Raw genomic sequence first — 25736 nt, forward strand, 5'->3', positions numbered from 1 at the left:
CGTGCGAGCCAACAAGTCCATCTACCGGCAAGAGGCGTTGGATCACCACAACAGTCCGCACGAGGAGGGCGATGTGCTTCATATCGCTCCCGAGTGGGCCCAGTGGTTGTACTGGCTGTTGGTGGCCGTGCTGGGCATGGGGCTGCTCTATTGCTGCCTGGGCACGGTGGACGAGTACGCCGCCGGTCCCGCGGTGGTGCAGTTCGAGGGCCGGGTGGAGCTGACGAGCCAGGTGGCCGGGCTCGTCTCCGCCGTGGAGGTGCGGCCCGGGCAGCGGGTGAGTGCCGGGCAGAAGCTCATCACGCTGATCTCCGAGGAGGAGACGGCCAGCGTGGAGCGGCTGCGCAACGAATTCGAGTTGCAGCTCGTGCGCTACCTCCGGGAGCCCTCGGACAACGCGGCCCGCCAGGCGCTCACCTCCCTGCGCGCGGAGCGGGAGCTGGCCGAGGCCCGGCTGGAGACGCGCGTGCTGCGGGCACCTCGCGATGGGGTGATCATGGACGTGCGCGTCAAACCCAGCCAGTACCTCGCGCCCGGCGTGGGCATGCTCTCGCTCGTTCCCAATGACGTCTCCCCGGTGCTGATGGCGTTCCTGCCCGGCTCCTACCGTCCCTATCTGCGCAAGGGCACGCCGCTGCGCCTCGAGCTGGACGGCTTCCGCTACGAGTACCAGGAGCTCCTCATCGAGCAGGTGGACGAGCAGATCATCGGCCCGGCCGAGGTGGGCCGCCAGCTCGGCCCCGGCCTGGCCGGTGCGTTCGAGCTCAAGGGCTCCTTCGTCCTGGTCCGCGCGCGCCTGCCCGCGGACCGCTTCACCAGCAAGGAGCAGGTCTACAACTACTTCGATGGAATGCCCGCCCGGGCGGAGGCACGGGTCAGGAGCGAGAGCATCTTGATGACGCTGATACCCGGACTGAAGGGACTGTTCCGCCATGGGAACTGAGGACCAGGCGCCGCTGGGCGAGCGTTTTCCCGCCCTGCGCCGGCTCTGGAAGATGACGCGGGCGCGCCGCATCCCCGACGTGCGGCAGATGACCCTGATGGACTGTGGGGCGGCCTGCCTGAGCATGGTGCTGGGCTACCACGGGCGGCACATGACGCTGGAAGAGGTGCGGGCCGTGACGGGCGTGTCCCGGGATGGCACCTCGGCGCGCGCGTTGCTGGAGGCGGCACGGCGGCTGGGCATGCGGGGCCGGGGCATCTCCATCGACCTGGACCGGCTGGCCTTCCTCCAACCGGCGACCATCCTGCACTGGCGCTTCACGCACTACGTGGTGTTCGAGCGGTTGGGCAAGGGGTACGTGGACATCCGCGATCCCATGCACGGCCGCCGCCGGGTGTCGATGGAGCAGTTCAGCCAGTGCTTCACCGGCATCGCGCTGGAGCTGGAGCCGGCCGACGACTTCCAGCCGGGCCGTTCCCCCCGCAAGGGCTGGGGCCGTTACCTGGCGCCGTTGCTGAAGCAGTCGCGCACGCTGGGGCGGATCTTCACCCTGTCGATCATGCTCCAGCTCTTCGCCGTCGCCTTGCCCCTGCTGATGAGCATGGTGGTGGACCGGGTGATACCCCGCGGAGATCAGCACCTGCTGATGGTGCTGGGCGTGGGGATGATGTCCATCGTGGTGTTCCAGTTCCTGGCCTCCCTCATTCGCGGCTTCCTGCTCACCGAAGTGCGGGTGCGGATGGATTCGGAGCTGACGCTGGGCTTCCTGGACCACATGGTCAGCCTCTCCTTCCCCTTCTTCCAGCTCCGCCCGGCGGGCGACCTGATGCAGCGGGTGAGCACCAACTCGACGCTGCGGGAGATGCTCTCCTCGGGGATGATCTCCACGCTGATCGATGGGGTGCTGGTCCTCATCTACCTGTCGGCGTTGCTGGTCATCAACGGGTGGATGGGCCTGCTCGTGCTCGGCCTGGGCACGATGCAGATCCTGGTGCTGCTGCTGTCGGGCAGGCGCCAGCGGCAGCTCATGTCCCAGAACCTGGAGCTGGAGGGCAAGAACTACACGTACCTGATGGACATGATCTCCGGCATCCAGACCCTCAAGGCCTTCGGCGTGGAGGGCCGGGCGGTGCAGAACTACGCGAACGTCTTCGTGGACGTGCTGAACGTGGCGGTGGCCCGTGGCCTGTTGGGCGTCTGGGTGGAGGCGCTGACGAGCATGCTGCGGCTGGCCTCGCCGCTGCTGCTGCTGATGGTGGGGACGTGGCAGGTGCTCCAGGGCCAGCTGAGCACGGGAGAGATGCTGGGCCTCAACGCGCTGGCGGCCTCGGTGCTCGTGCCGCTCTCCAACCTCGTCGTCACGGGGGCGCAGTTGCAGATGATGGGCAGCTACATGGAGCGTCTGTCCGACGTGCTGGACATGCCCAAGGAGCCTCTCCGGGGACAAGAAGACGGGCCAGGCGCCCTCTCTCACCGGGGCCTGTGAGTTGGAGCAGGTGAGCTACCGGTACTCGGCCGGCTCTCCGTTGGTGCTGCAGGAGGTGAGCAGCCGGATCAGCCCGGGGCAGATGGTGGCCATCGTGGGCAAGTCCGGCGCCGGGAAGTCCACCCTGGCCAACCTCCTGCTGGGGCTCTACCTGCCCACCTCCGGCCAGGTGCGCTACGACGGCATGGACCTGTCCGGGTTGGATCTGCACGCCGTGCGTCAGCAGATGGGGGTGGTGCTGCAGACACCTTCCTTCTTCAGCGGCACCCTGCGCTCCAACATCACCCTGAACGACCCGGACGTCCCACTGGAAGCGGTGATGGAGGCGGCCCGGCTCGCGCAGATCCATGACGAGATCGCCGCCATGCCGCTCAAGTACGACACGCTCCTCTCGAGTCAGGACACGGGGCTGTCGGGCGGACAGCGGCAGCGGCTGGGACTGGCGCGAGCGCTGGTGCGCAAGCCCGCCATGCTGCTGCTGGACGAGGCGACGAGCGCGCTCGATTCCATCACCGAGAGCAAGGTCCACCAGGCGCTCAGCTCGCTGTCCTGCACGCGGATCGTCATCGCCCACCGGCTGAGCACGGTCATCAACGCGGACCTCATCCTGGTCATGGACAAGGGCCGGCTGGTGGAGCAGGGCACGCATCAGGAGTTGCTCGCGCGCGATGGCGTCTACGCGCGGCTCATCCACGCCCAGCTCCAGGGGCAGGAGCCCCTGAGCGCCACCGGCTCGTGAGTGGGCGCCGGGGCGGGCGGGCCGTGCCGGCTCAGCGCACCGCCTGCCCGGCCTCCGCCGGCTTCTCCTCCCGCCGCTGGTGCTTCGGCTTGCGCACCTCGGCGGGGTCGGGCGGCTGGGTGTGCGCGCAATGCAGGAGCGACGGCGGATCGAAGCACTGGATCCGGAAGTCGTTCTTCTCGCACCGGCCACGCGGCGTCGCCGCGCACTTCACCTCCGTGCGGTTGTTCTCGCAGTCGTAGCCGCACTCGATGGCCGTCGACGCCGTGAGGCACTCAGGCCGCGGCGTCTCCGCGCCGAGCTCATGGACGGTGGCTTCCGGCGGGTCCCAGCACTTCAGCTCGCCGAAGTGCTCCCGGCACACGCCATAGGGTGTCTTCGCACAGGCGATCTTCCCCTGCGCCACCAGGCAGTTGAAGCCGCAGGCCGCCTCGCTCCCCAACCCCTTGCACTCGGGGCGCAGGCCCTCGTCGGGCGGGTGGTGGATGGCCGAGAGCGGGGGATCGAAGCAGTACACCTCGCCATTGAACACGCCGCACGTCCCATAGGGCGTGCTGGCGCAGCGGACGTCGTCGGCGCTGCGGCGGCAGGAGTAGCCACAGGCCGTCTTCCCATTGGCGGACAGACACGAGACGGGCGGAGCCGAGGGTGTCGAGGCGAGCAGGGTGAGGCCGAGAATCGTGAGGAGCATGGAACACACGCAGGGTGCGAGGGACGGAACCCCGACGCGGACGGAGCCCGTTTATTCAAGCCACCCGCTGCCCGGCTGGCCGCTCTCCTCCGCCCGTGGCACGCCTCCTCTCCTGGACAGGGGGGCTCCCGCATCCGCCAACATCGGATAGAAAGGCCGCATGTTCGCCGTGGAGCAGTGGGTATCGAGGTGGGTGGCCGCGCTGGGGCTGCTGCTGTTGCCGGGCCAGGTCCTGGCGGAAGGGCTGCCCTCCCCGGCGTTCGAGACGCGCCGCATCGCCGAGCCGCCCCGTATCGACGGCGTGCTGGATGATGCGGCCTGGGTGTCGGCCCCCCCGTTCTCCGCGTTCGAACAGAGCTACCCCCAGCCGCTGGCGCCTCCCAGCGAGCGGACCGAGGTCCGCCTGACGTACGACGATCAGAACCTCTACATCGCCGTCACCTGCTTCGATCGGGAGCCCTCGGCGATCATCGCCAGCCTGGGCCGGCGGGATGGCATCCCCTCGTCGGACGTGGTGCGGGTGATGATCGACAGCCTGGGGGATCGGCGCACGGGGTACATGTTCTCCATCAACGCGGGCGGAACGCTGGAGGACGCGCGCATCACGGGGGACACGGAGATCCTCACCGACTGGGATGGGGCGTGGGAGGGGGCGGCGGCGGTGACCGCGGAAGGCTGGGTGGCCGAGCTGCGCCTGCCGCTGAAGTTGCTGCGCTTCCCGGACGTGGAGGAGCAACTGTGGGGCTTCCACGTCCGGCGCACGATTGCCCGCAGCCACGAGCAGCTCGACTCGGTGTCCATCCCCCGCGACGCCAATGCCCTCGTCTCCCGCTTCCGGCGGCTCGGCGGAATGCGCGGCCTGCGGCCCCGCCGGCAGCTCACCCTGACCCCGTACGTGGCGGGGCGCTTCAGCCGCTCCCCCCTCTTCGAGGATGCCTCCCGGCCCCGGCCGCGCATCTCCAGTCCTTCCCTGGACGTGGGGTTGGATGTGCACGCAACGCTCGCCAGCGATCTCTCCCTGGCGGGTACCCTCAACCCGGACTTCGGCCAGGTCGAGGCGGATCAGCTCACGACGAACTTCTCCAACGCGGAGCTCTTCTTTCCGGAGAAGCGTCCCTTCTTCCTGGAGGGCCTGGAGCTCTTCTCGCCCGTGGACGGCGATGCCCAGCAGACGCTGGTGTACTCGCGGCGGATGGGGTTGGAGGTGCCGATGCTGGGCGCGCTCCGGCTGACGGGAACGGTGAAGCGGGGCTTGGAGGTGGGACTGCTGAGCGCCGTGGTGGCCGGGGCGCAGGCGCCGCCCCATCCCCTGGCCGGAGATGGAGACCCGGAGCGCCTGCCACCGGATGGGCGCTTCCAGTTCCACCCCTTGCGCCCCTTCCACCTGGGGCCCAACCACTCGCTGCCCAGGGAGGTGGCCCCGCCCACCCACTTCTTCGCGGGCGTGGCCCGGATGCAGCCCGCGGAGGGCTCGACGCTGGGGCTCATCCTCACCTCGGTCAACCCGCTCCAGTCGGGTTGTGCCCCTGGCTCCGGCGAGACCTGCGCCCCTCCGCGGGCCGGGCAGGCCGCGGCGATGGACTTCTCGCTGCGCAACGACTCTGGCGAGTACACCCTGGTGGGGCAGGTGGATGCCTCGCGGGTGACGGGGGGGCCGCGGGAGGGGGCACTGCTGGAGGACGGGACGTTGCTGCGTCCGGGAGACCTCGGTTTCGGCGCCTTCGTGCGCGGCGGGAAGATCGGCGGAGAGCCGTGGCGGTTGGACATCTCCTACGGCTACACCTCGCCCCGGTTGGATCTGAACCCGGCGGGCTACCAGCCCTTCCAGAACGAGCAGACGCTCACGGTCCACCCGAAGTACTTCCGGACGAAGTGGGGCTCGCTGTTGTCGGTCGAGCTCGGGGCCAAGGCGGTGGGGCGCTGGTCCACGGACTCCCGGCGGATGGGGTTGGAGCAGCGCTATTCCCTGACGGCCAACCTCGTCTCGCCGGGGTTTCACACCTTCGGCTGTCAGGCGGGGGGCTCGCTGCGGCGCAGGGATCTCCGGGAGATCTCCCAGTCGGGCGTCGCCTTCGAGCGTCCCACCTACTACTTCGTGGATTGCCAGGTGGAGACCAACCCGAGCCGCCCCCTCTCCGGGCTGATCTGGGCCTATGTCGATGTGAACACGGGCCCGCGGGTGCGGCTCGGACCGGTGGGGCAGTCCTATGGGGTGGACGCGACGTGGCGGCCCCTGCCGCGGCTGGAGACCCAACTCGGCGTCCACTGGGAGGCCTTCCTGGATGGGCCGCGCTGGGTGGAGTCCCTGGACAACGGGCAACACCTCTTCGGCGAGTTCGCCCCGCGGTTCCTGACGCTGTCGTTGCGGCAGCTCGTCGTGCTCGGCCCGACGCTCACGTTCCAGGCCTATGCGCAGATGCTGAGCGGCTACGGGCTCTACGGCGCCCTCTATCAAGCCTCGGCTGGAACGGATGGGGAGATCACCTTCGCGGACCTCGAGCGGGTGGAGGGGGAGGGCCCGTCGTTCCACACCACGGCGCTGAACCTGAACCTCGTGCTGCGCTGGGAGTACGCGATGGGCTCCACGCTCTTCCTCGTGTACTCGCGCGCGCAGGAGGAGCTGCCGGACCGCGGGCCCGGGCTGCTCGGGCGGCTCACGCCGCTGCCCCGGGGCCTGCTGGAAGGGCCGCGCCGGGAGTCCTTCCTGGTGAAGGCGAGCTTCGCGTGGTGAAGGACCGGGTGCCTCGAGCGCTGGGGCTGCTGGGCGCGGTGCTGGCGGTGGCCCTGGGCGTGGTGCGGGCCGGGTGGCCCGTGGCGCCGGTGCCAGCGGACGCGCCCCCCGGGTCCTTCTCCGAGGCCCGCGCGATGGAGGCGCTCACCTCGCTGACGGCGCTGGGACCGCGCCCGGCCTTCTCGCCGGCCGCGCATCGGGCCGCGGACCTCCTCGCCGAGCGGCTGGCCCGGATTCCCGGGGTGAAGGTGGAGCGGCAGGACATCGAGGGGACGCTCGATGGGGTGGGGGAGCCCGGGACGGTGACGCTCTACCGGGTCCGCAACGTGCTGGCGCGCCTGGAGGGGACGGAGCCGGGAGCGGTGCTCCTGTCCGCTCACTACGACTCGGCCGCCGAGGGCCCCGGTGCCGGAGATGATGGCCTGGGGGTCGCGGCGGCGGTGGAGGTGATGAGGGCGTTGGCGAGCCAGGCGCCGTTGCGGCACCCGGTGGTGCTCAACCTCAGCGGCGCGGAGGAGACGGGCGTCCTCGGCGCGGATGGCTTCCTGGAGCACCCGTGGGCCCGGGAGGTGAAGGCCTTCATCAACCTGGAGGCCGCGGGCTCGAGCGGGCGGGCCATCCTGTTCCGGGCGTCCGCCAGCCAGGGCGCGCCGCTGGTGGAGGCGTACGCGCGGGCCGTGCCCTTTCCGGCGGCGACGGTGCTGGGGCAGGACCTGTTGGGCGGAGGGCTCACGCCGTTCTTCACGGACTTCGAGCGCTACACCGCCGCGGGGCTGCCAGGCCTGGACCAGGCGCCCATCGAGGGCGGGTACACCTACCATACGGCGCTGGACCGGCCCGAGCGGCTGGGCCGGGGCACGCTGCAGCACCTGGGGGCCAACACGCTGGCGCTGGTCCGCGAGCTGGCGAACGGACCCTTGGAGTCACCCGGAGACTCCGGGAGCGTCATCTTCTTCGACGTGGCGGGCCTCGGCATGGTGGTCTACGGCCGCTCCACCGCCGTGGGGCTCGCCGTCCTGTCGGTGGTGCTGACGGCGGTGGCCTGCGCGCTGGCCGTGCGCCGGGGGGCGCTGAGCGTGAGGGAGCTGGGGACCGGGCTGCTGGGCGTGGGGTGGGGGACGCTGCTGGGACTGCTGCTTCCCGCCGTCGTGGCCCTGGGTCTGGGCGTGGGGGCGGGGCGCCCTCATGGTTGGTACGCCTGGCCGGCGTTGGGCGTCGTCACCTTCGGGGTGTTGTCGTTCGCCGGCGTGCTGCTGGGCGATGCCCTCTGGGCCCGGCTCCACCACCGCCGCGGGGGAACGCCCGAGCGCCGGGCCTTCCAACGCTGGGCCGGCGTCGCGCTCGGGGCCTGCGCCGTGCTGGGCGTGTCCACCTGGAGCGGGCTGGGGGTGAGCTACCTGCCGGCGTTCTGGAGCCTCGGCGCGGCCCTGGGTTTCCTGTCCGTCCTCCTCGTCCCGCGCTGGCAGGGGGCCGCGCTGGTGCTGTCGTTCCTGCCGGGCGCGCTCCTCTCGGCGCAGGCCTGCTCCCTGCTGCTCTCCCTGTTCATCCCCATGACGGGGCACCTGTACGCCGCCGTGCCCCTGGATGCCGTGCTCGCGCTCCTGGTGGCGCTGCCCGTCGCCGCGGGGGCCTCGCTCGGGACGCTGGCGCTCCCCTGGGAGTCCTGGCGCTGGAAGGGGACGGGCCCGCTCCTGGCGTTGGGGCTGGCCGGAGCCCTGGCGCTCGCGCTGGTCCCCCCGGCCACGGCGGAGCGGCCCCGGCGGCTCCGCGCGGTGTTGCGAGACACCCCCGAGGGACGCCACCTGTCCCTCTTCAGCCTGGATGGGCTCGGCCTGGGTGATGCGGTGCCGGGACTCACCCCCGCGCAGCGCGTGGAGGCGGAGGTGCGACGCACACCTCTGGAGACAGACGTCCTGGAGGGGCCTCGCCTCGAGGTGCTCCGGCGAACGGAGTCCGACGGAGCGCGCGAGGTGTCCGTGCGCATCCATGCGCCCGCGCAGTCCGAGGTGCGCCTGGAGGTTCCCGTCTCCGCGCTCATCGGCTGGTCCCTGGGGGACACGCTGCCACGCACACAGGAGGGGATGTCCACCTACCGGGCCTTCGCCTTCGAGGTTCCCGCGCGGGGATGGGAGGTGACGTTGCGGCTGCGAGGCAGCGAGCCCATTCCGGTCCGTGTCACGGCCCACCAGGAAGGGGCCGTGCTCCCGGAACTCGTGCGGTTGCGTGACAGCCTACCGGCCGAGAGCACCGGCTCGTTCGCCGCCTCCAGCACCCGCGTCGAGTCTCTTTGAACGCCGCCTCCGGGCGCTTGCGCGGGGCGTCCGCCTCGGTTGATTACGCCCGGACACTGTGGTCTCTTACTCGACTAATCTCCTTTCCCCGTAATTCCACGTAGGCGACTGCCATGTCCCAAAGCATCACGCGTGAGCTGCTCGAGAACAGCCTTCGTAACGACCTGGTGAAGCATCCGTTCTTCGAGGCCGTGAAGAAGGAGCCGCTCTCCAAGGAGCAGGTCGCGATCTTCCTCTCGCAGTGGTGGCATCCGCTGCACTACTTCCCCACGTTCCTGTCCCGGCTGATCTCGGTGACGCCGAAGCTCGAGGACAAGACGGCCATCTCGAAGATCCTGTGGCAGGAGCTGGGCGAGGGAGACGTCGAGCGCGCGCACGAGCGGATCTACATCAGCACGATGGTGGACGTCGGCTTCGCGCGGGAGCAGTTCGTCGACGTGGAGCCCTTCCCCGCCACGGCGAAGCTGATCGAGCGGTACGCGGTCGCCTCGGGTGAGGCGCTCCAGGGACTGGGCTTCCTCTACGGCACCGAGGTGGCGGACTACCCGATGGTGAGCGGCATCGGCCGCGCCGTGAAGCGGGTCACCGGCGTCAAGGAGCTGCCGTGGGTGACCATCCACGCGCTGCAGGAGCCGGAGCACGTGCGCAGCGCGAACGCCACCCTCAAGTCCGGCAAGGCCGAGAAGAAGGGCAAGGCCACCGAGGATTCGGCCGCCGTCGTCCGCGGCGCCGAGGAGATGTGGACGCTGTGGATCGCGTTCTTCTCCGCGCTGGAGCAGGCGATGTTCCGCGAGGCGGCGCCGCAGGCCGCCAAGGTGGCGCGCAAGGTCAGGGCCGCGGGCTGATCCCGCGGTCCGCAGTTTCGCCGAACCCACAACTCCCCCCGGAAGCCCCCAGCATGAATTCGTCCTCGACTGCCCCCCTCCTCGAGCGGGAGGCCGCGCTGCGCAGCGGGTATTACTACGCGCTCGCGTGGATCAGCGGCTTCAACGTCATGCTGCTCGAGATGTGTGCGTTTCGAGTGCTGGAGACGGAGTTCGGCTCGTCCATCTACGTCACCGGCGTGCTGCTCGCGCTGGTGATGATCGCGCTGTCCTTCGGCTACTACGTGGGGGGCAAGGCGTCGACGCGGGTGGCCTCGGCCGGCTACCTGTTGACGATGTTGGGCGGCGCGGCGGTCTACGTGTTCCTGGTGAACATGGTGTTCGCGGGGGCGATTCTCGACTTCTGCTTCGGGCTGCGCGGCGCCTTCAGCGGCCCGAGCTCCGTCAACGGGATTCCGCCCGCGGTGGCGACGGTGGCGCTGTACTTCCTGCCGATGCTGGCCCTGAGCCAGACGTCCCCGTTCCTCATCAAGCTGATCGCCTCGGGACCGGCCGATGCGCGCGTGGGCTCGGTGGCGGGCAACCTGATGGCGGTGTCCAACATCGGCAGCATCGCCGGGACGCTGCTTCCCACGTTCGTGCTCATCCCCCGGGTGGGCGTGGAGGGAACGCTCTACGTGTTCATGTCCTCGCTGGGAATCGCGGTGCTCGCGGGGGCCGTGCTCATGGGGCGGGCGAAGCGCGCGGTGGCCTTCGCCGTGGTCCTGCTGCTCTCCGTCACGGCGTATGGCCGCTGGCACGCCGATTCCGCCACCCGGGGCATTCTCAAGGACTCGACCGTCGCGTACTCCGGGGAGTCCACCTACGGGAACATCAAGATCCTGCGGTCGCTGGACGCGGATGGCGATGAGGTGTTCGCCTTCATGCCGTCGCGCAACTACGTGCACACGTACGTGTACCCCGAGCGGCCGCTCAAGGAGCAGTTCACCACGCTGCACGTGAGCCTCGGGTACGCCCGGAAGGCGAAGAACTACCTCGTGCTCGGGACGGCGCTGGGGGGCGTCGTGGCGTCGATCGTCACGATGGATCCCGAGGCGCACGTCACCGCCGTGGAGATCGATCCCGCGCTGGAGGGCCTCGCCCGACGGTTCGTTCCCCGTCTCAACCACCCGAACGTGAACCTCGTCACGGAGGACGCGCGGATCTTCCTGAGGGAGAACACCCGACAGTACGACTACATCATCGTCGACGTCTTCGCGGGCCAGCAGATTCCGGCGCACTGCGCGTCCCAGGAGTTCTTCGCGCTGGTCCACTCCCGGCTGACTCCGGACGGCGTGGCCGTGCTGAACACGAACCTGTGGGACTTCCAGATCGACACGGGGCTCGAGGAACAGAAGCCCTTCGCGTCCGTGCGGCACCTGCACTCCGCGCTGCTGCACGCGGGCTTCGCCTCGGTCTTCCACAATGACTTCTTCGAGCACGGCGAGGTGTACGCCTTCAAGCGGCCCACCGGGCTGGAGGAACTGCGCGCGGCGTTGCTGGGGCTCGTGCGGGAGGCCACGGCCGATACGGACCTTCGTGCCTCGGCGGCCGCGGCCTGGCTCGGCGTCGTCCCCGTCGCGGCGGAGCGGGCGGAATACCGGCCCATCACCGACGAGTGGGTTCCCGAGCACGAGCTGCACCTGAAGGAGAACATCGAGCAGTACCTCGGAATGCTGGCCACGGCGAGCCGCCATCCCGAGTGGAAGCAGGTGGTGGAGCAGGCGGAGCCGGTCTCGCTCCGGTTGCTCACCGCCCGCCACTACGCCGAGCTCGCCGGCGCGTTCGCGCCGGGCTGGGAGGGCTTCAAGACGTACATGAAGTCCGACGGGGGCCGCCGGTACTGCGACGCGCTGTTCCGTTGGGCCGACGCACACCCGGGGCCGCTCGACCGCGAGCTGGCGCGCTACTTCCATGCGAGCTCCGCCTCGTACTGCAACGAGCATGCGGGCTCGCTCGACGGCACGAGCCGGGGTGCCAGGCTGCTGCGCACGTACCTGAGTGCCGTGGAGAAGCTCGCGGACAACGACAGCCGGGGGGCGTTGCCGCTGCTCAGCGACTTCATCGAGCAGAACGGCCTGATGGCGCGGGGCGGCTGACGCCCCATCCGGCTCCTGGCGCAGGCCGGCGCGTGAACGGCGGCCTCAGCCGACGTTGAGCTTCTTGCGGTCCGTCACCAGCGCATTCACGTACCAGGGGATGAACTGGCGCGCCTCGTCGGAGAGCACGAAGTTCCACGAGAGCGAGATGCTGGTGCTCGTCGTGTGGACCTCGTGGAACCAGCCATGCGGGAACATGAGGATCTCCCCCGGATGGAGGTCGAACACCATGGCGTTCGCCCCGCCGAAGTCAGGAGTGGGGTAGCGCGACAGGTGCTTGCCCTTGCGGACGTTGCGCTGCTCGCGGGACGGAACGAGGTGTCCCTGGTCCGGCGGAATCACGAAGCAGCGCTTCACGCCGTGGAGCTGGCAGAGGACGGAGTTGGTGCGAAGCCCATCCACGTGCAGCTTGCTGGCGGCGCCACGCGGCGAGACGTAGAGGTTGAAGCCCGGGAAGCGCTCCTGCGCGGGATCGGCGCGGAAGGGCGCCAGGGGGACGCAATAGCCACCCTCCGGCATGAAGTACGGCTTGCTCCACTGGCCGTGGATGCGGTCGAACGCGTACTGCTCCCGGGCGCGCAGGTAGCGCAGGTGGGCGATGCTCCCATCCTCCGGCCCGTCGTTGGCCTCCGCCTCGCGCAGGTGCTGGAGGAAGTCGTCGTACGACAGGGTGGCGATGGCGTACGGCCCGTCGTCCGACACCCCGATGGGCGCGTCCGCGAAGACGTGACGCAGCCCCTCCGGCGTCCAGTTGCGTGCCGCCCATCCCTCCATTGCATCGGTGACGATCACCGGGCGGTTGCCCAGGACGTACTTCTGCTTGAACTCCTCGGGGCTGAGCCGGGTGCGGACATCGATGGGCCGAGATGACATGGGATGAATCCTTCCGGGGGACGAGGATATGTCTTGCCGCAGCCCCTGGACATCGTCAAGGCATGGCCCGGGCACACGCGGAGTGATTGGGCGGCCCGGCTGCATCGTGTAGCCTGCGGCTCCACGCCCCCCATCGCTGAAGGAACCCGTTCATGTACACCCTGCGCACGCTGTTCCAGACCCACCTCGTGAAGCCTCGGGGGGTCATCTATGCCGGGGCGCACATCGGGGAGAACATCGGCGGATTCCTCGATGCGGGCTTCGAGTCGGTGCTCTGCCTGGAGCCCAACCCCGAGGACTTCGCCCTGCTGAAGCGCAACGCGTCGGAGCGCGTCGTGTGCATCAACGCGGCCGTGTCGGACCGGGATGGGACCTCCTCCTATTTCATGGTTCCGGGCATCCCCACCCTCAACTCCACGCTCGCGCCGGACATGGGCTATTGGACGAAGCTGGTGGGGCCGGCGCTCGTGGAGCAGTACGCCCCCAGCCGCCTCGAGGTGGAGAGCTTCAGGCTCGACACGCTGATGGAGCGGCACGGGCTGGCCGGCAAGTACAACGTGCTCTACATGAACATCCAGGGCGGAGAGCTGCTCGCCCTGCGGGGCGCGGTGCGCACGCTGGAGTCCATCGACACCGTCTTCACCGAGCTGAACTTCGAGCGCCGCTACGAGGGCTGCGCGCTCTTCGAGGAGGTGGACGGGTTCCTGCGCGATGCCGGCTTCCGGCTCATGTACCTGGAGAAGTTCCCCTCCTCGGGCGGGGAGCACGGCGAGGCGCTCTACCGGCGCATCTCCTCGCTCCCCAGGCCCGGTGTCGAGGTGGATCCGGTCAACGAGCTGCTGGAGAACCGCTGAGCGGCCCTGGAGCCCAGGTGGCCGGCGGCTTCAGACTCTTCCTGGCCGTCTGGCTCGGTCAGGCCATCTCCCTGCTGGGCTCGCGCGTGTCGAGGCTGGCGCTCGGCGTGTGGCTCTACCAGCGCACGGGGGCGGTGACGGACTTCGCGCTCATCGCGTTGTGCGACGCCCTGCCCGTCCTGGCGCTCATGCCCTTCACCGGAGCGGTGGCGGACCGGTATGACAAGCGCAAGGTCATGCTGCTGGCGGATGTGGTCTCCGCGCTGTGCATGCTGACGGTGGCCGGGCTGATTGCCTCCGGACGCTTCCAGTACTGGCACCTGTACCTGGCGGTGCTGGCCGGCGCGAGCGCCAGCGCGCTGCAGAGCCCCGCCTGGTCCGCGGCCATGGTGCAGCTCGTCTCGCGCGAGCAGGTGGGCCGGTCGGTCGGCATGGTGCAGGCCTCGGAGGGCATGGCGGCGATCTTCGCTCCCGCGCTGGCCGGAGGGCTGCTGGCGGCCACCGGCATCATGGGCGCGCTCCTGTTCGACTTCGCCACCTTCGCCATCGGGGCCTCGGTGCTGGTGCTCGTCCGCTTTCCCCTCCAGCCCACCGCGAGTGGACCGGCTCCCACCGCGGGCACCGTCTGGCGTGAGATCGGGGCGGGCCTCTCCTATGTGCTCTCCCGGCCCGGGCTGCTGGCGCTGCTGGTGCTGTCCTCCTCGGTGGCGCTGTGCGTCGTCGCGGTGGAGGTGCTCGTGCCTCCCATGCTGCTGGCGCAGTACTCCCCGACGGTGATGGGCTGGGTCCTCTCCGCCGCGGGCCTCGGCGCGGTGTGCGGCAGTGTGGCCATGAGCGCCTGGGGAGGACCGCGCCGCAAGATGGACGGACTGCTCGGCGCGGGCGCGCTGCTGGGCCTCATGCTGATGGTGGCGGGCGCCACGTCCTCCCCGCTGGTGTTGGCCGTGTCGGGCTGGGCCGCCATGTTCTGCGTGCCGCTGGTGTGGGGTTGTTCCCATACCATCTGGCAGCTCGAGCTTCCCTTCGAGCTGCAGGGCCGCGTTGCCGGCCTGCGGCGCATGGTGGGCGAGGCCGCGGCGCTCACGGGCCTGCTCGGCGCCGGGCCCCTGACCGACCATGTGCTGGAGCCGGCGATGGCTCCGGGCGGGGCGCTCTCCGGCAGCATGGGGCTGCTCCTCGGCATCGGGCGCGGCCGGGGAATCGGCCTGCTCTTCGTCCTGCTCGGACTGGGCCTGGTGATCACCATGGCGCTGGGACGGGCCTCCCGGCGTCTCTACCGGGTGGAGGACGGGAGCCCGCCTGCTCCTGCTCCGGCCATGCTCGAGTCCAGGTAGCGGTGCTTCACCGCGGGTGTGGGCGCCCCCGCGTTCCGCCTGGCCGCTCGCCCCTGGCACCCTCCGCATCGGGCCTCGGCCGTTCGCTGCTCCGTCGGGGTGGCGTCCCCTGTCCGCAGGGCAGGCAACGTGCTCTATTCGCCCCTCTTTTTCGCCAATGGGTTTGGCCTGAAACGAGGGAGAAATCGGCCCGTGGACTCGCTGGACAACGTGACCGCCGCCCCGTCAGTCGAAAGCCCCGGAGCGGACCGGGAGTGGCCGCTCTCCCACCCTCAGCGCCGCATCTGGTTGATGGAGCAGCTCGAGCCCGGGACGTGTCTGGGGAACGTCGCCGGTGTGCTCTCCGCGCGGGGGAAGATCGACGAGCAGCGGCTCGCCGAGGCGGTCCGGGCATTCATCGCGCGGACGGAGTCGCTGCGCCTCCAGTTCTTCCTGCGTGACGGTGTTCCCCTTCAGCGGCTCTCCTCGCAGCCGCCGGTCCCCGTCGAGGTCGCCGACTTCAGTGCGGCCCCCCGGCCGGACGAGGCCTTCTCGCACTGGTGTCAGCGCGCCGTCTCCACGCCGTTCGAGCTCCTGGAGCGTCCGCTCTACCTCTTCGCGGTCCTCCGGAAGAGCGCCGATGAGGTCGTGCTCTTCGCCAACGTCCATCACCTCATCAGCGACGCCGTCTCGTTGGGGCTCTTCGGGCGGGAGGTCTCGCGCATCTACGAGCGCCTGGGCGTGAAGGGGCCGCGCGCTTCCTACCCCGGCTTCATCGAAGAGGAGCAGCGCTACCTCACGTCGGAGGAGGGCGCCGCGGACCGCGCCGCGTGGCTGCGGCAGCTCGAGTCCTTCGACACACCCTCCCTGCTCGGGCGCCCCGGAGGCCGCCAGCCGAGCGCGAAGGCGACGCGCCATTCGCGGGAGCTGGATGCGGCGGCGACGAGGGCCCTCCAGGCGTTCGTCCGGCGCGACGGCACCACCCTCGCGCGGCTGTTCACCACGCTCTGCGCGGTCTTCGTGGGCCGGGTGAGCGCGAAGCGCGACGTCTGCATCGGCACGTACACGCACAACCGGTTCTCGCGCGAGCAGCTCGGGATGTTCGGCATGTTCGTCGGAACGCTCCCGTTGAGGTTTCAGCTCGACCCGGCCGAGACGTTCTCCGCGGCGCTCGGCCGGTGCGCGCTCACCGTCCAGAAGGCGTTGAAGGCCGCGCGCTACCCCTATGACCGCCTGCTCCAGGAGCTCGGACAGCGGGGGGCGCTGTTCGACGTCGTCATCTCCCACCAGACGTTCAAGTACGACAAGACGCTCGACGGCGCGCCGGTGAGCATCCAGTGGCTGTTCAACGGCTACGAAGCCCACGCCCTGGCCATCCATGTCAGCGACCGGGTCGACGAGGGCCGGTTGACCCTGGACTTCGACTTCCGCGACGACAGCTTCGCGGAAGGCGTCCCCGAGCAGTTGGTCGAGAGCTTCCTGCACCTGCTGCGGACCACCATCGAAGGCTCCCCGGAGCAGGCCCTCTCGAGCCTGTCCCTGGTCAGCCCGCGTCAGTGGGCCGCGCTTCGCGCACACAATCCCGCCGGGGCGGAGTTCCCGAAGCACCTCCAGGCCCAGGCCCTCTTCGAGCAGACGGCTCGCGCCCGCCCGGACCTCATCGCCGTCCGGTACGGAGAGGAGACGCTCACCTACGGCGAGCTCGACGCCCGTGCATCCGCGCTCGCACGCAGGCTCGTGGCGCGCGGAACGGGCCCCGGGAGCTGCGTGGGCCTGCTGACCGGCCGCACGCCGGAGCTGCTGGTGTCACTCCTCGGAATCCTCAAGAGCGGGGCCTGCTACCTGCCCATCGATCCGGGCTACCCGCACGAGCGCATCGCCTTCATGCTGCGGGACGCGAACGCGCGGGCGCTCGTGGTGGACGCACGGATGGAGGTGCCGGAGGGTGCGTTCGGGGTGGAACTCGTGCGCACGTCCGAGGCCCAGGGTGATGACGGCCTCCTGCCTCCCCGGGAGGGCTCCTCGGCGGACCTCGCGTACATCATCTACACGTCCGGCTCCACGGGTCTGCCCAAGGGGGTGATGCTCGAGCATCGCTCCGTGGTGAACTTCCTGACCGGGATGATGCACGCGCTCCCGCTGGAGGGCGTGCGCCGCGTCCTGTGCACGACGACCGTGTCGTTCGACATCTTCGTGCTCGAGACGCTGCTGCCCCTGGCGCTCGGGCGTGAGGTCCTGCTGGCCTCGGAAGAGGAGCAGCGCGACCCCGGGTTGCTGGCCGGGCTGATCTCCCAGGCCCGCCCGGACCTGGTGCAGCTCACGCCCTCGCGGCTGCAGCTCCTCCTCGAGCATCCGAGTGGCCTCGAAGCGCTTCGGGGGGTCGCGCTGCTGCTGGTGGGGGGCGAGCCGCTTCCGCCCCGCGTGCTCGAGCGGCTCGGGGCCCTGAAGAACACCCGCGTCTTCAACATGTATGGCCCGACGGAGACGACCGTCTGGTCCACCTGCGCCGAGCTGACCGGTGGCGGGCGCGTCCATGCCGGGCGTCCCATCCAGAACACGGAGGTCTTCGTCGTCGATGAGCAGGGGCAGCTCCTCCCGCCCGGCGTCATCGGAGAGGTGTGCATCGGCGGTGAAGGCGTCGCACGCGGCTACCTGAACCGCCCCGAGCTGAACGCCGAGCGCTTCCGGACGCCGCCCTTCGCGCAGGGGCGGCTCTACCGGACGGGCGACCTCGGCTGCTGGCAGCCTGGCGGCGAGCTGGTGCTCCTGGGGCGCGTCGACGCGCAGCTCAAGGTCCGCGGGTACCGGATCGAACCCGGAGAGATCGAGGCGCAAATCCTCCAGACGGGCCAGGTGTCGGCGGTCGCGGTGCTCGGCAAGCCCGACAAGACGGGAGCGCTCGCACTCGTCGCGTTCTATGTGCCCCGCGGAGCGGCGGGCTCCCCGCGTGACGCCCTGCGCTCGGTGCTCCCGCCGTACATGGTGCCGGCGCGCTGGGTCGCGCTCGAGGCGATGCCCGTGCTGGCGAGCGGGAAGATCGACCGCAAGGCCCTGGCGAACATCGAGCTGCCGGATGACCTCGCGCACGAGAGCGTCGAGCCGGCCAGCGAGACCGAGGCGCGGCTGCTGGCCATCTGCCAGGACGTGCTCGGCGTCCGTGGCTTCGGGGTGACCGACAGCTTCTTCGACCTGGGCGGCCATTCGCTGGGGGCTATCTCTCTCGTGAATCGCATCGATGCGGAAGCTCGGGCGGCGCATCCCCGTCAGCGCCGTCTTCGCCCATCCGTCGATCCGGCAGCTCGCCACGCTCGTCACGGCTTCCGGCCAGCCGGAGAGCGGGGTGCCCGCGCCCGCTCCGTTGCCGCCGCGGCCGTCCTACGCCGTGACGCCGCTGCAGAAGGTGATGTACGTCGTCCACGAGCGCTCCGGCCCGGAGAACACCGGCCACCACATGACCGGTGCGCTCCGGGTGAGGGGCCGCCTCGAGCCGGCCCGGCTGCAGCGCGCCCTCGAGCAGCTCGTCCGCCGCCACGAGGCCCTGCGTACCTCCTTCGAGGTGCTCGACGGCGAGGTCGTGCAACGCGTGCACACCGAGGTCCCCTTCGCGCTCGAGCACCTGGCCGCGACGGGTGGCTCGCTCGAGGCCATCGTCTCGGGGTTCGTCCGCCCGTTCGACCTGAGCCGCGCGCCCCTCTTCCGCGCGGGCCTGTGTCCGGTCTCGGCGGACGAGGCGGCCCTGGTCGTGGACCTGCACCACCTGGTCGCCGATGGGGCCTCGGTGGGCGTCCTGCTCGACGAGCTGGCCGCGTTGCTCGCGGGCGAGGCGCTGCCCGGGCTCACCGTGCAGCACAAGGAGTTCGCGGCCTGGCAGGCGCAGGTGCGCGGCTCGTCCGTGGGCACGGCGGCGGCGGCCTTCTGGAACACCCGGTTCGCGCAGCCACCGTTGCCCCTGGAGCTGCCAGCGGACCGGCCTCGTCCCCGCGCTCCCTCGTTCGACGCCGACACCCTGAGCGTGCCGGTCCCCGGCTCCGTCGCGCGGCGGCTGCTGGAGCGCTGCCACGAGGCGCGCGTCACCCCGTTCACCTTCCTGCTCGCCGCCTACAAGCTGCTGCTCTCGCGGCACGCCGCCGCGGCGGACATCGTCGTGGTCACCCCCGTGCTGGGCCGCTCCCACCCGGCGTTCGCACGCGCCGTCGGCCTCTTCGTCAACACGGTGGCCCTGCGCTCGGCCATTGATGAGGCGCAGCCGGTGCGGGAGTTCCTGGCCGGGCTCGCCTCCCAGACGCGCGAGGCGCTCGACCACCAGGACTTCCCGCTCGAGCAGCTCCTCGAACCGGGGAGCGCGGGGCGGGGCCTCAGCGACTTCCTGTTCACGCTCGCCGAGGAGCACGACGCGCCGCTCCAGGCCGCGGACGGGGTGACGCTGCAGCGGCTCCCGATTCCCGCCCGGACGGCGCAGTACGATCTCGAGCTCACCGCCGCCGTCTCCGCCACCTCGGCATGGACGCTCCGCTGGACGTACCGGACGTGCCTGTTCGAGCGCGCTCGCATCGAGGCCATGGCCGCCCGCTACCTGCGGCTCCTCGAGGCGCTGGTGGAGGACCTCTCGCGTCCCCTGCACGCGGCGGCGATGTTGACCCAGGGAGACCTCGACGCGCTGGGCGCCTGCCGGGGGCCGGTGGTGGAGTATCCGCTCCAGCCGCTCGCGCAGATGGTCGAGGCCCAGGTGGATCGGACGCCGGGCGCCCCGGCCCTCTGGTTCGAGGGCGAGACGCTCACCTACCGGGAGCTGGACGAGCGGGCGAACCAACTGGCGCACCGGCTCATCGAGCTGGGCGTCGGCCCGGATGTCCTGGTCGGCGTGTGTCTCGAGCGCTCGTTGGACATGGTGGTGTCGCTGCTGGCGGTGGTGAAGGCCGGCGGCGCCTACGTGCCCCTGGACCCGACCTATCCGGAGAAGCGCCTGGCGTTCATGGTCCAGGACGCGCGGCCCCGGGTGCTGCTGGTGCAGGAGCGGCTGCGGTCCCGGCTCACGGCCCATGAGGGCGCCATGCTCTCCGTGGATGTGCGGGAGACCTACGCCTCCGCGTCCACCGCGCGTCCGCCCGCGCGGGCCGGCCTCGACCACCTCGCGTACGTCATCTACACCTCCGGCTCCACGGGACAGCCGAAGGGCGCGATGAATGCCCACCGCGGCGTCAGCAACCGGCTGCTGTGGATGCAGGAGCAGTATGGGCTCGGCGCGGAAGATGCCGTGCTGCAGAAGACGCCCTTCAGCTTCGACGTGTCGGTGTGGGAGTTCTTCTGGACGCTCATGACCGGCGCGCGGCTCGTCATCGCCCGCTCCGAGGGACACAAGGATCCCGCCTACCTCGCGGACCTGATTGGCGGGCAGGGCGTCACCACGCTGCACTTCGTTCCGTCCATGCTCGAGGCCTTCGTCGGCGAGCGGGGGATGTCGCGCTGCCCCAGCATCCGGCGCGTCATCTGCAGTGGCGAGGCGCTCTCGTTCAGCCTGCAGCAGCGCTTCTTCGCCCAGGCGCACCCGCACGTGGAGCTGCACAACCTGTATGGACCGACGGAGGCCGCGGTCAACGTGAGCTTCTGGCAGTGCGAGCGTCAGCCCTCCCGGCCCATCGTTCCCATCGGCCGGCCGATCGCGAACGTCCGGCTGTACAACCTGGACCGGTACCTGAAGCCGGTGCCGGCCGAGGTTCGCGGTGAGCTGTACATCGGAGGGGTGGCCGTGGGGCGGGGCTACCTGGGCCGCCCGGAGCTGACGGCGGAACGGTTCCTGGGGGATCCCTTCTCCAGCGAGCCCGAGGCGCGCCTGTACCGGACGGGAGACCGTGTCCGGATGCTCCCGGATGGGGCGATCGACTACCTGGGCCGCATGGATGGGCAGATCAAGATCCGCGGCTTCCGGATCGAGCTGGGGGAGATCGAAGCCGTGCTCACCCAGCATCCGTCCATCGAGGAGTGTGCGGTCATCACGCGCGAGGACGTCCCGGGCCAGCCGAGACTGGCCGCCTACGTGCGGCCGGGGGACCGCTCCACCTTCTCGCTCGAGGCCCTGAAGGCGCATGCCCGTGAGGGCCTGCCCGCGCACATGGTGCCGGGCGCGTGGGTGGTGCTGAGCGCGCTGCCCCTCTCGCCCAACGGCAAGCTGGATCGCTCGGCGCTCCCGGCGCCCGAGGACGAACACGAGGCCTACGAGGCCCCCCGCGGAGCCACCGAGGAGCGGCTCGCGGCCCTGTGGTCGGAGCTGCTGGGCGTCTCCCGCGTTGGCCGCGACGACGACTTCTTCGCGCTGGGCGGCCACTCCCTGCTCGCCACCCAGCTCGCCTCGCGGATCCGCACCACGTTCGAGGTCGAGCTGCCCCTGCGGACGCTGTTCGACCACGGCAGGCTCCAGGCGCTGGCGGAGCGGATCGACAGCGGCGCGGCCGTGAAGGCGAGCCGCATCGTGCGCGCCCCGGACGGCGCTCGGGAGCTGCTGTCCTTCGCTCAGCAGCGCCTGTGGTTCCTCGAGCAGCTCGAGCCGGGCAGCCCGCTCTACAACATCGCGGGGGTGGCGCGCCTGAGCGGTGTCCTGGACGCCGCTGCCCTGACACAGGCCTTCGAGCGCCTGGTGCAACGGCACGAGGTGCTGAGGACGAGCTACTCCACGGTGGAGGGCGGTGCCCGCGCTCACGTCCGCGGCGAGGCGGCCTTCGAGCTGGCGTGCCTGGACCTGTCGCAGGCGTCCGGCAAGGACGTCGATACGGCGGTGGCGGAGGAGTGCAAGAGGCCGTTCAATCTCTCGCGGGCGCCCCTTCTGCGCGCGACGCTGATCCGCCGGAGTGACCAGGAACACCTGCTGGTGATGGTGATGCACCACATCATCTCGGATGGGTGGTCGCTCGGCGTGCTGATGCGCGAGCTGAGTGTCCTCTACGCCAACCCCGCCGGCCTGGACGCCCCGCCCGCGGTCCAGTACCTGGATTACGCCGCCTGGGAGCGCGAGGCGCTGAGCGGTCCGCGGCTCGAGAGCGAGCTGGAGCACTGGAAGGGGAGGCTCGGGATGCAGCCGCCCGTGCTCGACCTTCCGACCGACCGTCCCCGGCCGCCCGTGCAGACGTTCCATGGCGCGCTGCTCCAGGACTCGCTCCCGGCGGACCTGACGCAGGCGCTCGTCGAGCTGGGCAGGAAGACCGGCAGCACCCTGTTCATGACGCTGCTCGCCGGCTTCAAGGCGGTCCTGTTCCGCTACACGCAGCAGGCGGACCTCATCGTCGGTACGCCCATCGCCAATCGCACCCGCGCCGAGACCGAGGGCCTCCTCGGGTGCTTCGTCAACACGCTGGCGCTGAAGACGCGGCTGCATGGCGCGATGACCTTCGAGCAGCTCGTGGCACAGGTTCGCGAGGTCACCCTCGACGCCTATGCCCATCAGCATGTTCCGTTCGAGAAGGTGGTCGAGCACCTCAAGCCGGACCGTGATCCGAGCCGCTCGCCGCTCGTCCAGGTGCTGTTCTCCCTGGAGAACGTGCCGGAGTTCCGGGCCTCGCTCCCGGGCCTCGAGCTTCTCCCAGTTGGAGCTGGACACGGGGACGGCCAAGTTCGATCTCGCGTTGAGCGTGATGCCGCGGGAGCAGGGGCTGGCGCTGACGTTCGAGTACAACACCGACCTCTTCGACCGCTCCACCATCGAGCGGATGCGGGGCCACCTCGAGACACTGCTCCGGGCCGCCGTCCGGAACCAGGGCGCCCGGATCGGCGCGCTTCCCCTGCTCACCGGGCAGGAGGAGCAGGGGCTCCAGCGCTTCGAGCCGGGGCCGGCGCGCGACTCCATGGGGACCTCGTTCATCGAGGCCTTCGAGCGGCAGGCGGCGAGGACGCCACGGGCCCTCGCGCTCCTCCACCGCGAGCAGGCGCTGTCGTACGAGGAAGCTCGATGCGCGCGCCAACCAGCTCGCGCACCTCCTGGTCCGGAGGGGCGTCGGTCCCGATGTCCTCGTCGCCGTGTGCCTCGAGCGCTCGATCGACGCGGTGGTGGCGTTCCTGGCGATCCTCAAGGCGGGCGGTGCCTACGTCCCGTTGGACCCGACCCATCCGAGTGAACGGCAAGGCGCCATCCTCCGGGATTGCCGGGCCTCCCTCGTCATCACCACGCGGGCCCTGGTGGGAACGGTCGAGGCTCCGGGCCTCCAGCCGCTCCTGGTGGAGGAGTTGGGCGGCGAGCTGGCGTGCGAGCCCCGGTCGAACGTGAGCTGCGCGCGGCCCCCGGAGTCGCTCGCGTACATCATCTACACCTCGGGCTCCACGGGCCTGCCCAAGGGCGTGATGATCTCCAACGGCAACCTCGCGGCCTTCCTCGAGGCGAACGTCGCCCTGTACCAGCTCGGACCGGACTCGCGTGTCCTGCAGTTCGCCTCCCTGAGCGTGGATACCAGCATCATGGAGCTCTACCCTCCGCTCCTGGTGGGCGGGGCGGCGGTGCTCCGGACCGAGGAGATGCTGGACTCGGTCCGCACGTTCCTCGACGAGTGCGAGCGTCAGGGCGTCACGTTCATCAAGCCGCCCACCGCCTACTGGTCCGAGCTGACGTTCGCGCTCACGTTGGGGGGCCTGAAGCTGCCGCCGTCGCTGCGCCTGGTGGGCGTGGGCGGAGAGAAGATGCTGCCGAGCCGTGCCATCGAGTGGAATCGCGTGGTGGACCCGCGCGTGAGGCTCTTCAACGAGTACGGGCCGACCGAGACCACGGTGATGGTGACCGCGTGCGACATCACGGCCATGCCGGAGGCGCGGCTGTCGAAGGGGGAGGTCCCGCTCGGGGCGTCCCTCTCCCACGTTCGGACGTTCGTGCTGGACCCGGACGGGAACCGGACGCCTTGTGGCGTGCCCGGTGAGCTCTGCATCGGAGGGCTCACCGTGGCCCGCGGCTACCACGACAGGCCGGACCTCACCGCGCAGCGCTTCGTTCCGGATCCGTTCTCGGGCATACCGGGCGCGCGCCTGTACCGCACCGGAGACAAGGCCCGGTGGTGGGCGGACGGCACCCTCGAATACCTCGGGCGCCTGGATGAGCAGGTGAAGATCCGCGGCTTCCGGGTCGAGCCCAGTGAGCTGGAGACCGTCCTCAACGAGCATCCCGCGGTCCGCGAGGCGGTCATCGTCGTTCGCGAGGACACCCAGGGCAACAAGCGGCTGGTCGCGTACGCGGTGCTGGCGGACCCCTCGGTCACCACCGCGGCCCTGAAGCATCACCTCCGCGGACGCGTCCCCGACTACATGCTGCCCTCGCAGATCGTCCTGCTGCCGTCGTTCCCCGTCGGCCCCTCGGACAAGATCGACCGGGCGGCGCTGCCCGTGGTCCCTCTGGCCTCCGACGAGCGCGAGTACGTCGCCCCCCGCACCGAGGGGGAGCGGCGGCTCGCGGAGATCTGGCAGGCGGTGCTCCAGGTCGAGCGTGTCGGCGCCAGCGACGACTTCTTCGAGCTGGGCGGCCACTCGCTGCTGGCGACGCAGCTCGTCTCGCGCATCCGGCAGGCCTTCAACGTCGAGATTCCGCTGACCCTGCTGTTCGAGAAACCCACGCTGTCCTCGCTGGCGGAAGACCTCGAGCGGCGGGAGAAAGCCAACGCCGGTCCGCAGCTCCGCCGGATCTCCCGCGCGGACCTCAAGAATCGCAAGCCACGTGGCTGACGCCTCACCTTCAGGAGAACGCTTGACTGCCCGCATCGATGAAGCCTCGCAGCTCGAGATGGATGACGAGACCTTCCAGCTCTCCGCCTCGCCCGCTCAGGCGCGGCTGTGGTTCCTCGAGGAGCTGAGCCCGGACACCTCGGCCTACAACCTCAGCTTCGGCATGCGCCTGACGGGGGACCTGGACATCCAGGCGTTCCAGCGCAGCCTGAGCGAGCTGGTGCGGCGTCACGAGTCGCTGCGCACCCGCTTCGAGCAGCAGCCCGAAGGCGTCATGCAGGTGGTGCATCCGCCGTTCGAGCTGCCACTCGAGCACGTGAGCGCGCGGCTGGAGGAGCTCGGCCGGTTGTGTGACGAGCGCGTGGCCCGGCCGTTCAATCTCGAGCGCGACTGGCTGCTTCGCGTCACCCTCCTCCGGTTCTCGGAGACCGAGCACTTCGTCCTGCTGGTCGTCCACCACATCATCTTCGATGGGTGGTCGATGGGCGTCTTCGCTCGCGAGTTGGTCGAGCTGTACCGCGCGTTCCTGGCGGGCCAGCCCTCGCCCCTGCCGGAAGCTCGAGCTGCAGTACGCGGACTACAGCGAATGGCACCGCGAGTGGCTGCTCGAGCCGGCCCTGCAGAAGCAGGCCGATTACTGGCGCGAGCGGCTCTCCGGGACGCTGCCCGTGATGCAGCTTCCAACGGATCGTCCGCGCCGGGCGCAGCAGACGTACCGCGGCGCGACGACGGCCTGCCTGCTGCCCGCCAGTCTGATGCGGGAGCTGAAGGCCCGGGCGCAGGAGGAGGGGGCGACGCTCTTCATGGTGCTGCTCGCAGCCTTCGATGTCCTCGTGCACCGCTACAGCGGCTCCGAGGACGTGATCGTCGGTACGCCGATCGCCAACCGGAATCGCGCCGAGCTCGAGGGGATGATCGGCTTCTTCGTCAACACCCTCGCGTTGCGCGTCGGGGTGCATGGCGATGACTCGCTCCGTGAGGTCCTCCGCGCCGTCCGCTCCACCACGCTCGCGGCGTACGACAACCAGGACGTTCCCTTCGACCGGATCGTCGAGCAGCTCAAGCTGCCTCGGGAAGCTCGGCACGTCGCCGGTGTTCCAGGCGATGCTGATCCTCCAGAACCAGCCCATGCCGGAGCCTCCAGCTCCCGCGCCTGAAGGTGTCGC

Annotated in this window: 14 protein-coding genes and 4 pseudogenes; 16 read left to right on the forward strand and 2 right to left on the reverse strand. The window is 70.3% G+C overall.

Annotated features, from left to right (window positions below):
* Window position 1 precedes the first annotated feature (1 nt).
* From ACN28I_RS38295 to ACN28I_RS38305, 3 genes are read left to right on the forward strand one after another with little or no spacing between them, the layout of a single operon-like run.
* The gene (locus ACN28I_RS38295; RefSeq protein ID WP_420946843.1) at window positions 2-943 is read left to right on the forward strand and encodes an efflux RND transporter periplasmic adaptor subunit; all 942 of its coding nucleotides are present in this window, start codon (window positions 2-4) and stop codon (window positions 941-943) included.
* Window positions 933-2429: a peptidase domain-containing ABC transporter gene (locus ACN28I_RS38300; protein WP_420946844.1), complete on the forward strand. Its 1497-nt coding sequence runs from the start codon at window positions 933-935 to the stop codon at window positions 2427-2429. The genes ACN28I_RS38295 and ACN28I_RS38300 overlap by 11 nt, the downstream gene beginning before the upstream one ends.
* A gap of 10 nt (window positions 2430-2439) precedes the next feature.
* A complete protein-coding gene (locus ACN28I_RS38305) occupies window positions 2440-3168 on the forward strand; it encodes an ATP-binding cassette domain-containing protein (RefSeq protein ID WP_420946845.1) in 729 nt (242 codons plus the stop codon).
* Window positions 3169-3199: 31 nt separating this feature from the next.
* Here the strand turns inward: ACN28I_RS38305 and ACN28I_RS38310 are convergent, their stop codons facing one another.
* Entirely contained in the window at window positions 3200-3859 is a 660-nt protein-coding gene (locus tag ACN28I_RS38310) for a hypothetical protein (RefSeq protein WP_420946846.1), read from the reverse strand.
* 160 nt (window positions 3860-4019) lie between these two features.
* Between ACN28I_RS38310 and ACN28I_RS38315 the strand changes: the two genes are divergently transcribed.
* The 4 genes from ACN28I_RS38315 (at window position 4020) to ACN28I_RS38330 (ending at window position 11843) form a co-directional block, all read left to right on the forward strand.
* A complete protein-coding gene (locus ACN28I_RS38315; protein WP_420946847.1) occupies window positions 4020-6590 on the forward strand; it encodes a DUF5916 domain-containing protein in 2571 nt (856 codons plus the stop codon).
* Window positions 6584-8881 carry a M28 family peptidase gene (locus tag ACN28I_RS38320; RefSeq protein WP_420946848.1) on the forward strand — a complete coding sequence of 766 codons (2298 nt, stop codon included), beginning with the start codon at window positions 6584-6586 and terminating at the stop codon, window positions 8879-8881. Before ACN28I_RS38315 ends, ACN28I_RS38320 begins: the two co-directional genes overlap by 7 nt.
* A gap of 113 nt (window positions 8882-8994) precedes the next feature.
* A complete protein-coding gene (locus ACN28I_RS38325; protein ID WP_420946849.1) occupies window positions 8995-9726 on the forward strand; it encodes a TenA family transcriptional regulator in 732 nt (243 codons plus the stop codon).
* Between the two features lie 53 nt (window positions 9727-9779).
* On the forward strand, window positions 9780-11843 hold the full coding sequence (locus ACN28I_RS38330) for a spermidine synthase (protein WP_420946850.1): 2064 nt from the start codon (window positions 9780-9782) through the stop codon (window positions 11841-11843).
* A gap of 45 nt (window positions 11844-11888) precedes the next feature.
* Here the strand turns inward: ACN28I_RS38330 and ACN28I_RS38335 are convergent, their stop codons facing one another.
* Window positions 11889-12716 carry a cupin-like domain-containing protein gene (locus ACN28I_RS38335; RefSeq protein WP_420946851.1) on the reverse strand — a complete coding sequence of 276 codons (828 nt, stop codon included), beginning with the start codon at window positions 12714-12716 and terminating at the stop codon, window positions 11889-11891.
* A 152-nt stretch (window positions 12717-12868) separates the two neighbouring features.
* Between ACN28I_RS38335 and ACN28I_RS38340 the strand changes: the two genes are divergently transcribed.
* The 9 genes and pseudogenes from ACN28I_RS38340 to ACN28I_RS38380 all read left to right on the forward strand — a co-directional run bounded on the left by ACN28I_RS38340 (window position 12869) and on the right by ACN28I_RS38380 (window position 25727).
* Window positions 12869-13570: an FkbM family methyltransferase gene (locus ACN28I_RS38340; protein ID WP_420946852.1), complete on the forward strand. Its 702-nt coding sequence runs from the start codon at window positions 12869-12871 to the stop codon at window positions 13568-13570.
* A 17-nt stretch (window positions 13571-13587) separates the two neighbouring features.
* Window positions 13588-14904, forward strand: coding sequence for an MFS transporter (locus ACN28I_RS38345; RefSeq protein WP_420946853.1), 1317 nt, complete (start codon window positions 13588-13590; stop codon window positions 14902-14904).
* Between the two features lie 210 nt (window positions 14905-15114).
* A pseudogene (locus tag ACN28I_RS38350) lies at window positions 15115-18108 on the forward strand (non-ribosomal peptide synthetase); the annotation flags it as partial.
* Between the two features lie 178 nt (window positions 18109-18286).
* A pseudogene (locus ACN28I_RS38355) lies at window positions 18287-22405 on the forward strand (amino acid adenylation domain-containing protein); the annotation flags it as partial.
* A 100-nt stretch (window positions 22406-22505) separates the two neighbouring features.
* Entirely contained in the window at window positions 22506-22985 is a 480-nt protein-coding gene (locus tag ACN28I_RS38360; RefSeq protein WP_420948794.1) for a hypothetical protein, read from the forward strand.
* Window positions 22870-24195 (forward strand): annotated as a pseudogene (locus ACN28I_RS38365) (amino acid adenylation domain-containing protein); the annotation flags it as partial. The gene ACN28I_RS38360 and the pseudogene ACN28I_RS38365, both read left to right, overlap by 116 nt.
* Before the next feature lie 39 nt (window positions 24196-24234).
* Window positions 24235-24570 carry a phosphopantetheine-binding protein gene (locus tag ACN28I_RS38370; RefSeq protein ID WP_420948795.1) on the forward strand — a complete coding sequence of 112 codons (336 nt, stop codon included), beginning with the start codon at window positions 24235-24237 and terminating at the stop codon, window positions 24568-24570.
* 58 nt (window positions 24571-24628) lie between these two features.
* Window positions 24629-25051: pseudogene (locus ACN28I_RS38375) on the forward strand (condensation domain-containing protein); the annotation flags it as partial.
* Window positions 25041-25727: a condensation domain-containing protein gene (locus ACN28I_RS38380; protein ID WP_420946854.1), complete on the forward strand. Its 687-nt coding sequence runs from the start codon at window positions 25041-25043 to the stop codon at window positions 25725-25727. The pseudogene ACN28I_RS38375 and the gene ACN28I_RS38380, both read left to right, overlap by 11 nt.
* Window positions 25728-25736: the final 9 nt, after the last annotated feature.

It is taken from the genome of Archangium gephyra, assembly GCF_049060025.1.
Lineage (GTDB): Bacteria > Myxococcota > Myxococcia > Myxococcales > Myxococcaceae > Archangium > Archangium gephyra_A.

Bases quoted from the DNA above. Each gene is read 5' to 3' on its own strand.
- ACN28I_RS38300 (WP_420946844.1), top strand. From the start codon at position 933: ATGGGAACTGAGGACCAGGCGCCGCTGGGCGAGCGTTTTCCCGCCCTG.
- ACN28I_RS38310 (WP_420946846.1), bottom strand. From the start codon at position 3,859: ATGCTCCTCACGATTCTCGGCCTCACCCTGCTCGCCTCGACACCCTCG.
- ACN28I_RS38315 (WP_420946847.1), top strand. From the start codon at position 4,020: ATGTTCGCCGTGGAGCAGTGGGTATCGAGGTGGGTGGCCGCGCTGGGG.
- ACN28I_RS38325 (WP_420946849.1), top strand. From the start codon at position 8,995: ATGTCCCAAAGCATCACGCGTGAGCTGCTCGAGAACAGCCTTCGTAAC.
- ACN28I_RS38330 (WP_420946850.1), top strand. From the start codon at position 9,780: ATGAATTCGTCCTCGACTGCCCCCCTCCTCGAGCGGGAGGCCGCGCTG.
- ACN28I_RS38335 (WP_420946851.1), bottom strand. From the start codon at position 12,716: ATGTCATCTCGGCCCATCGATGTCCGCACCCGGCTCAGCCCCGAGGAG.
- ACN28I_RS38340 (WP_420946852.1), top strand. From the start codon at position 12,869: ATGTACACCCTGCGCACGCTGTTCCAGACCCACCTCGTGAAGCCTCGG.
- ACN28I_RS38360 (WP_420948794.1), top strand. From the start codon at position 22,506: ATGCCGCGGGAGCAGGGGCTGGCGCTGACGTTCGAGTACAACACCGAC.
- ACN28I_RS38380 (WP_420946854.1), top strand. From the start codon at position 25,041: ATGGGTGGTCGATGGGCGTCTTCGCTCGCGAGTTGGTCGAGCTGTACC.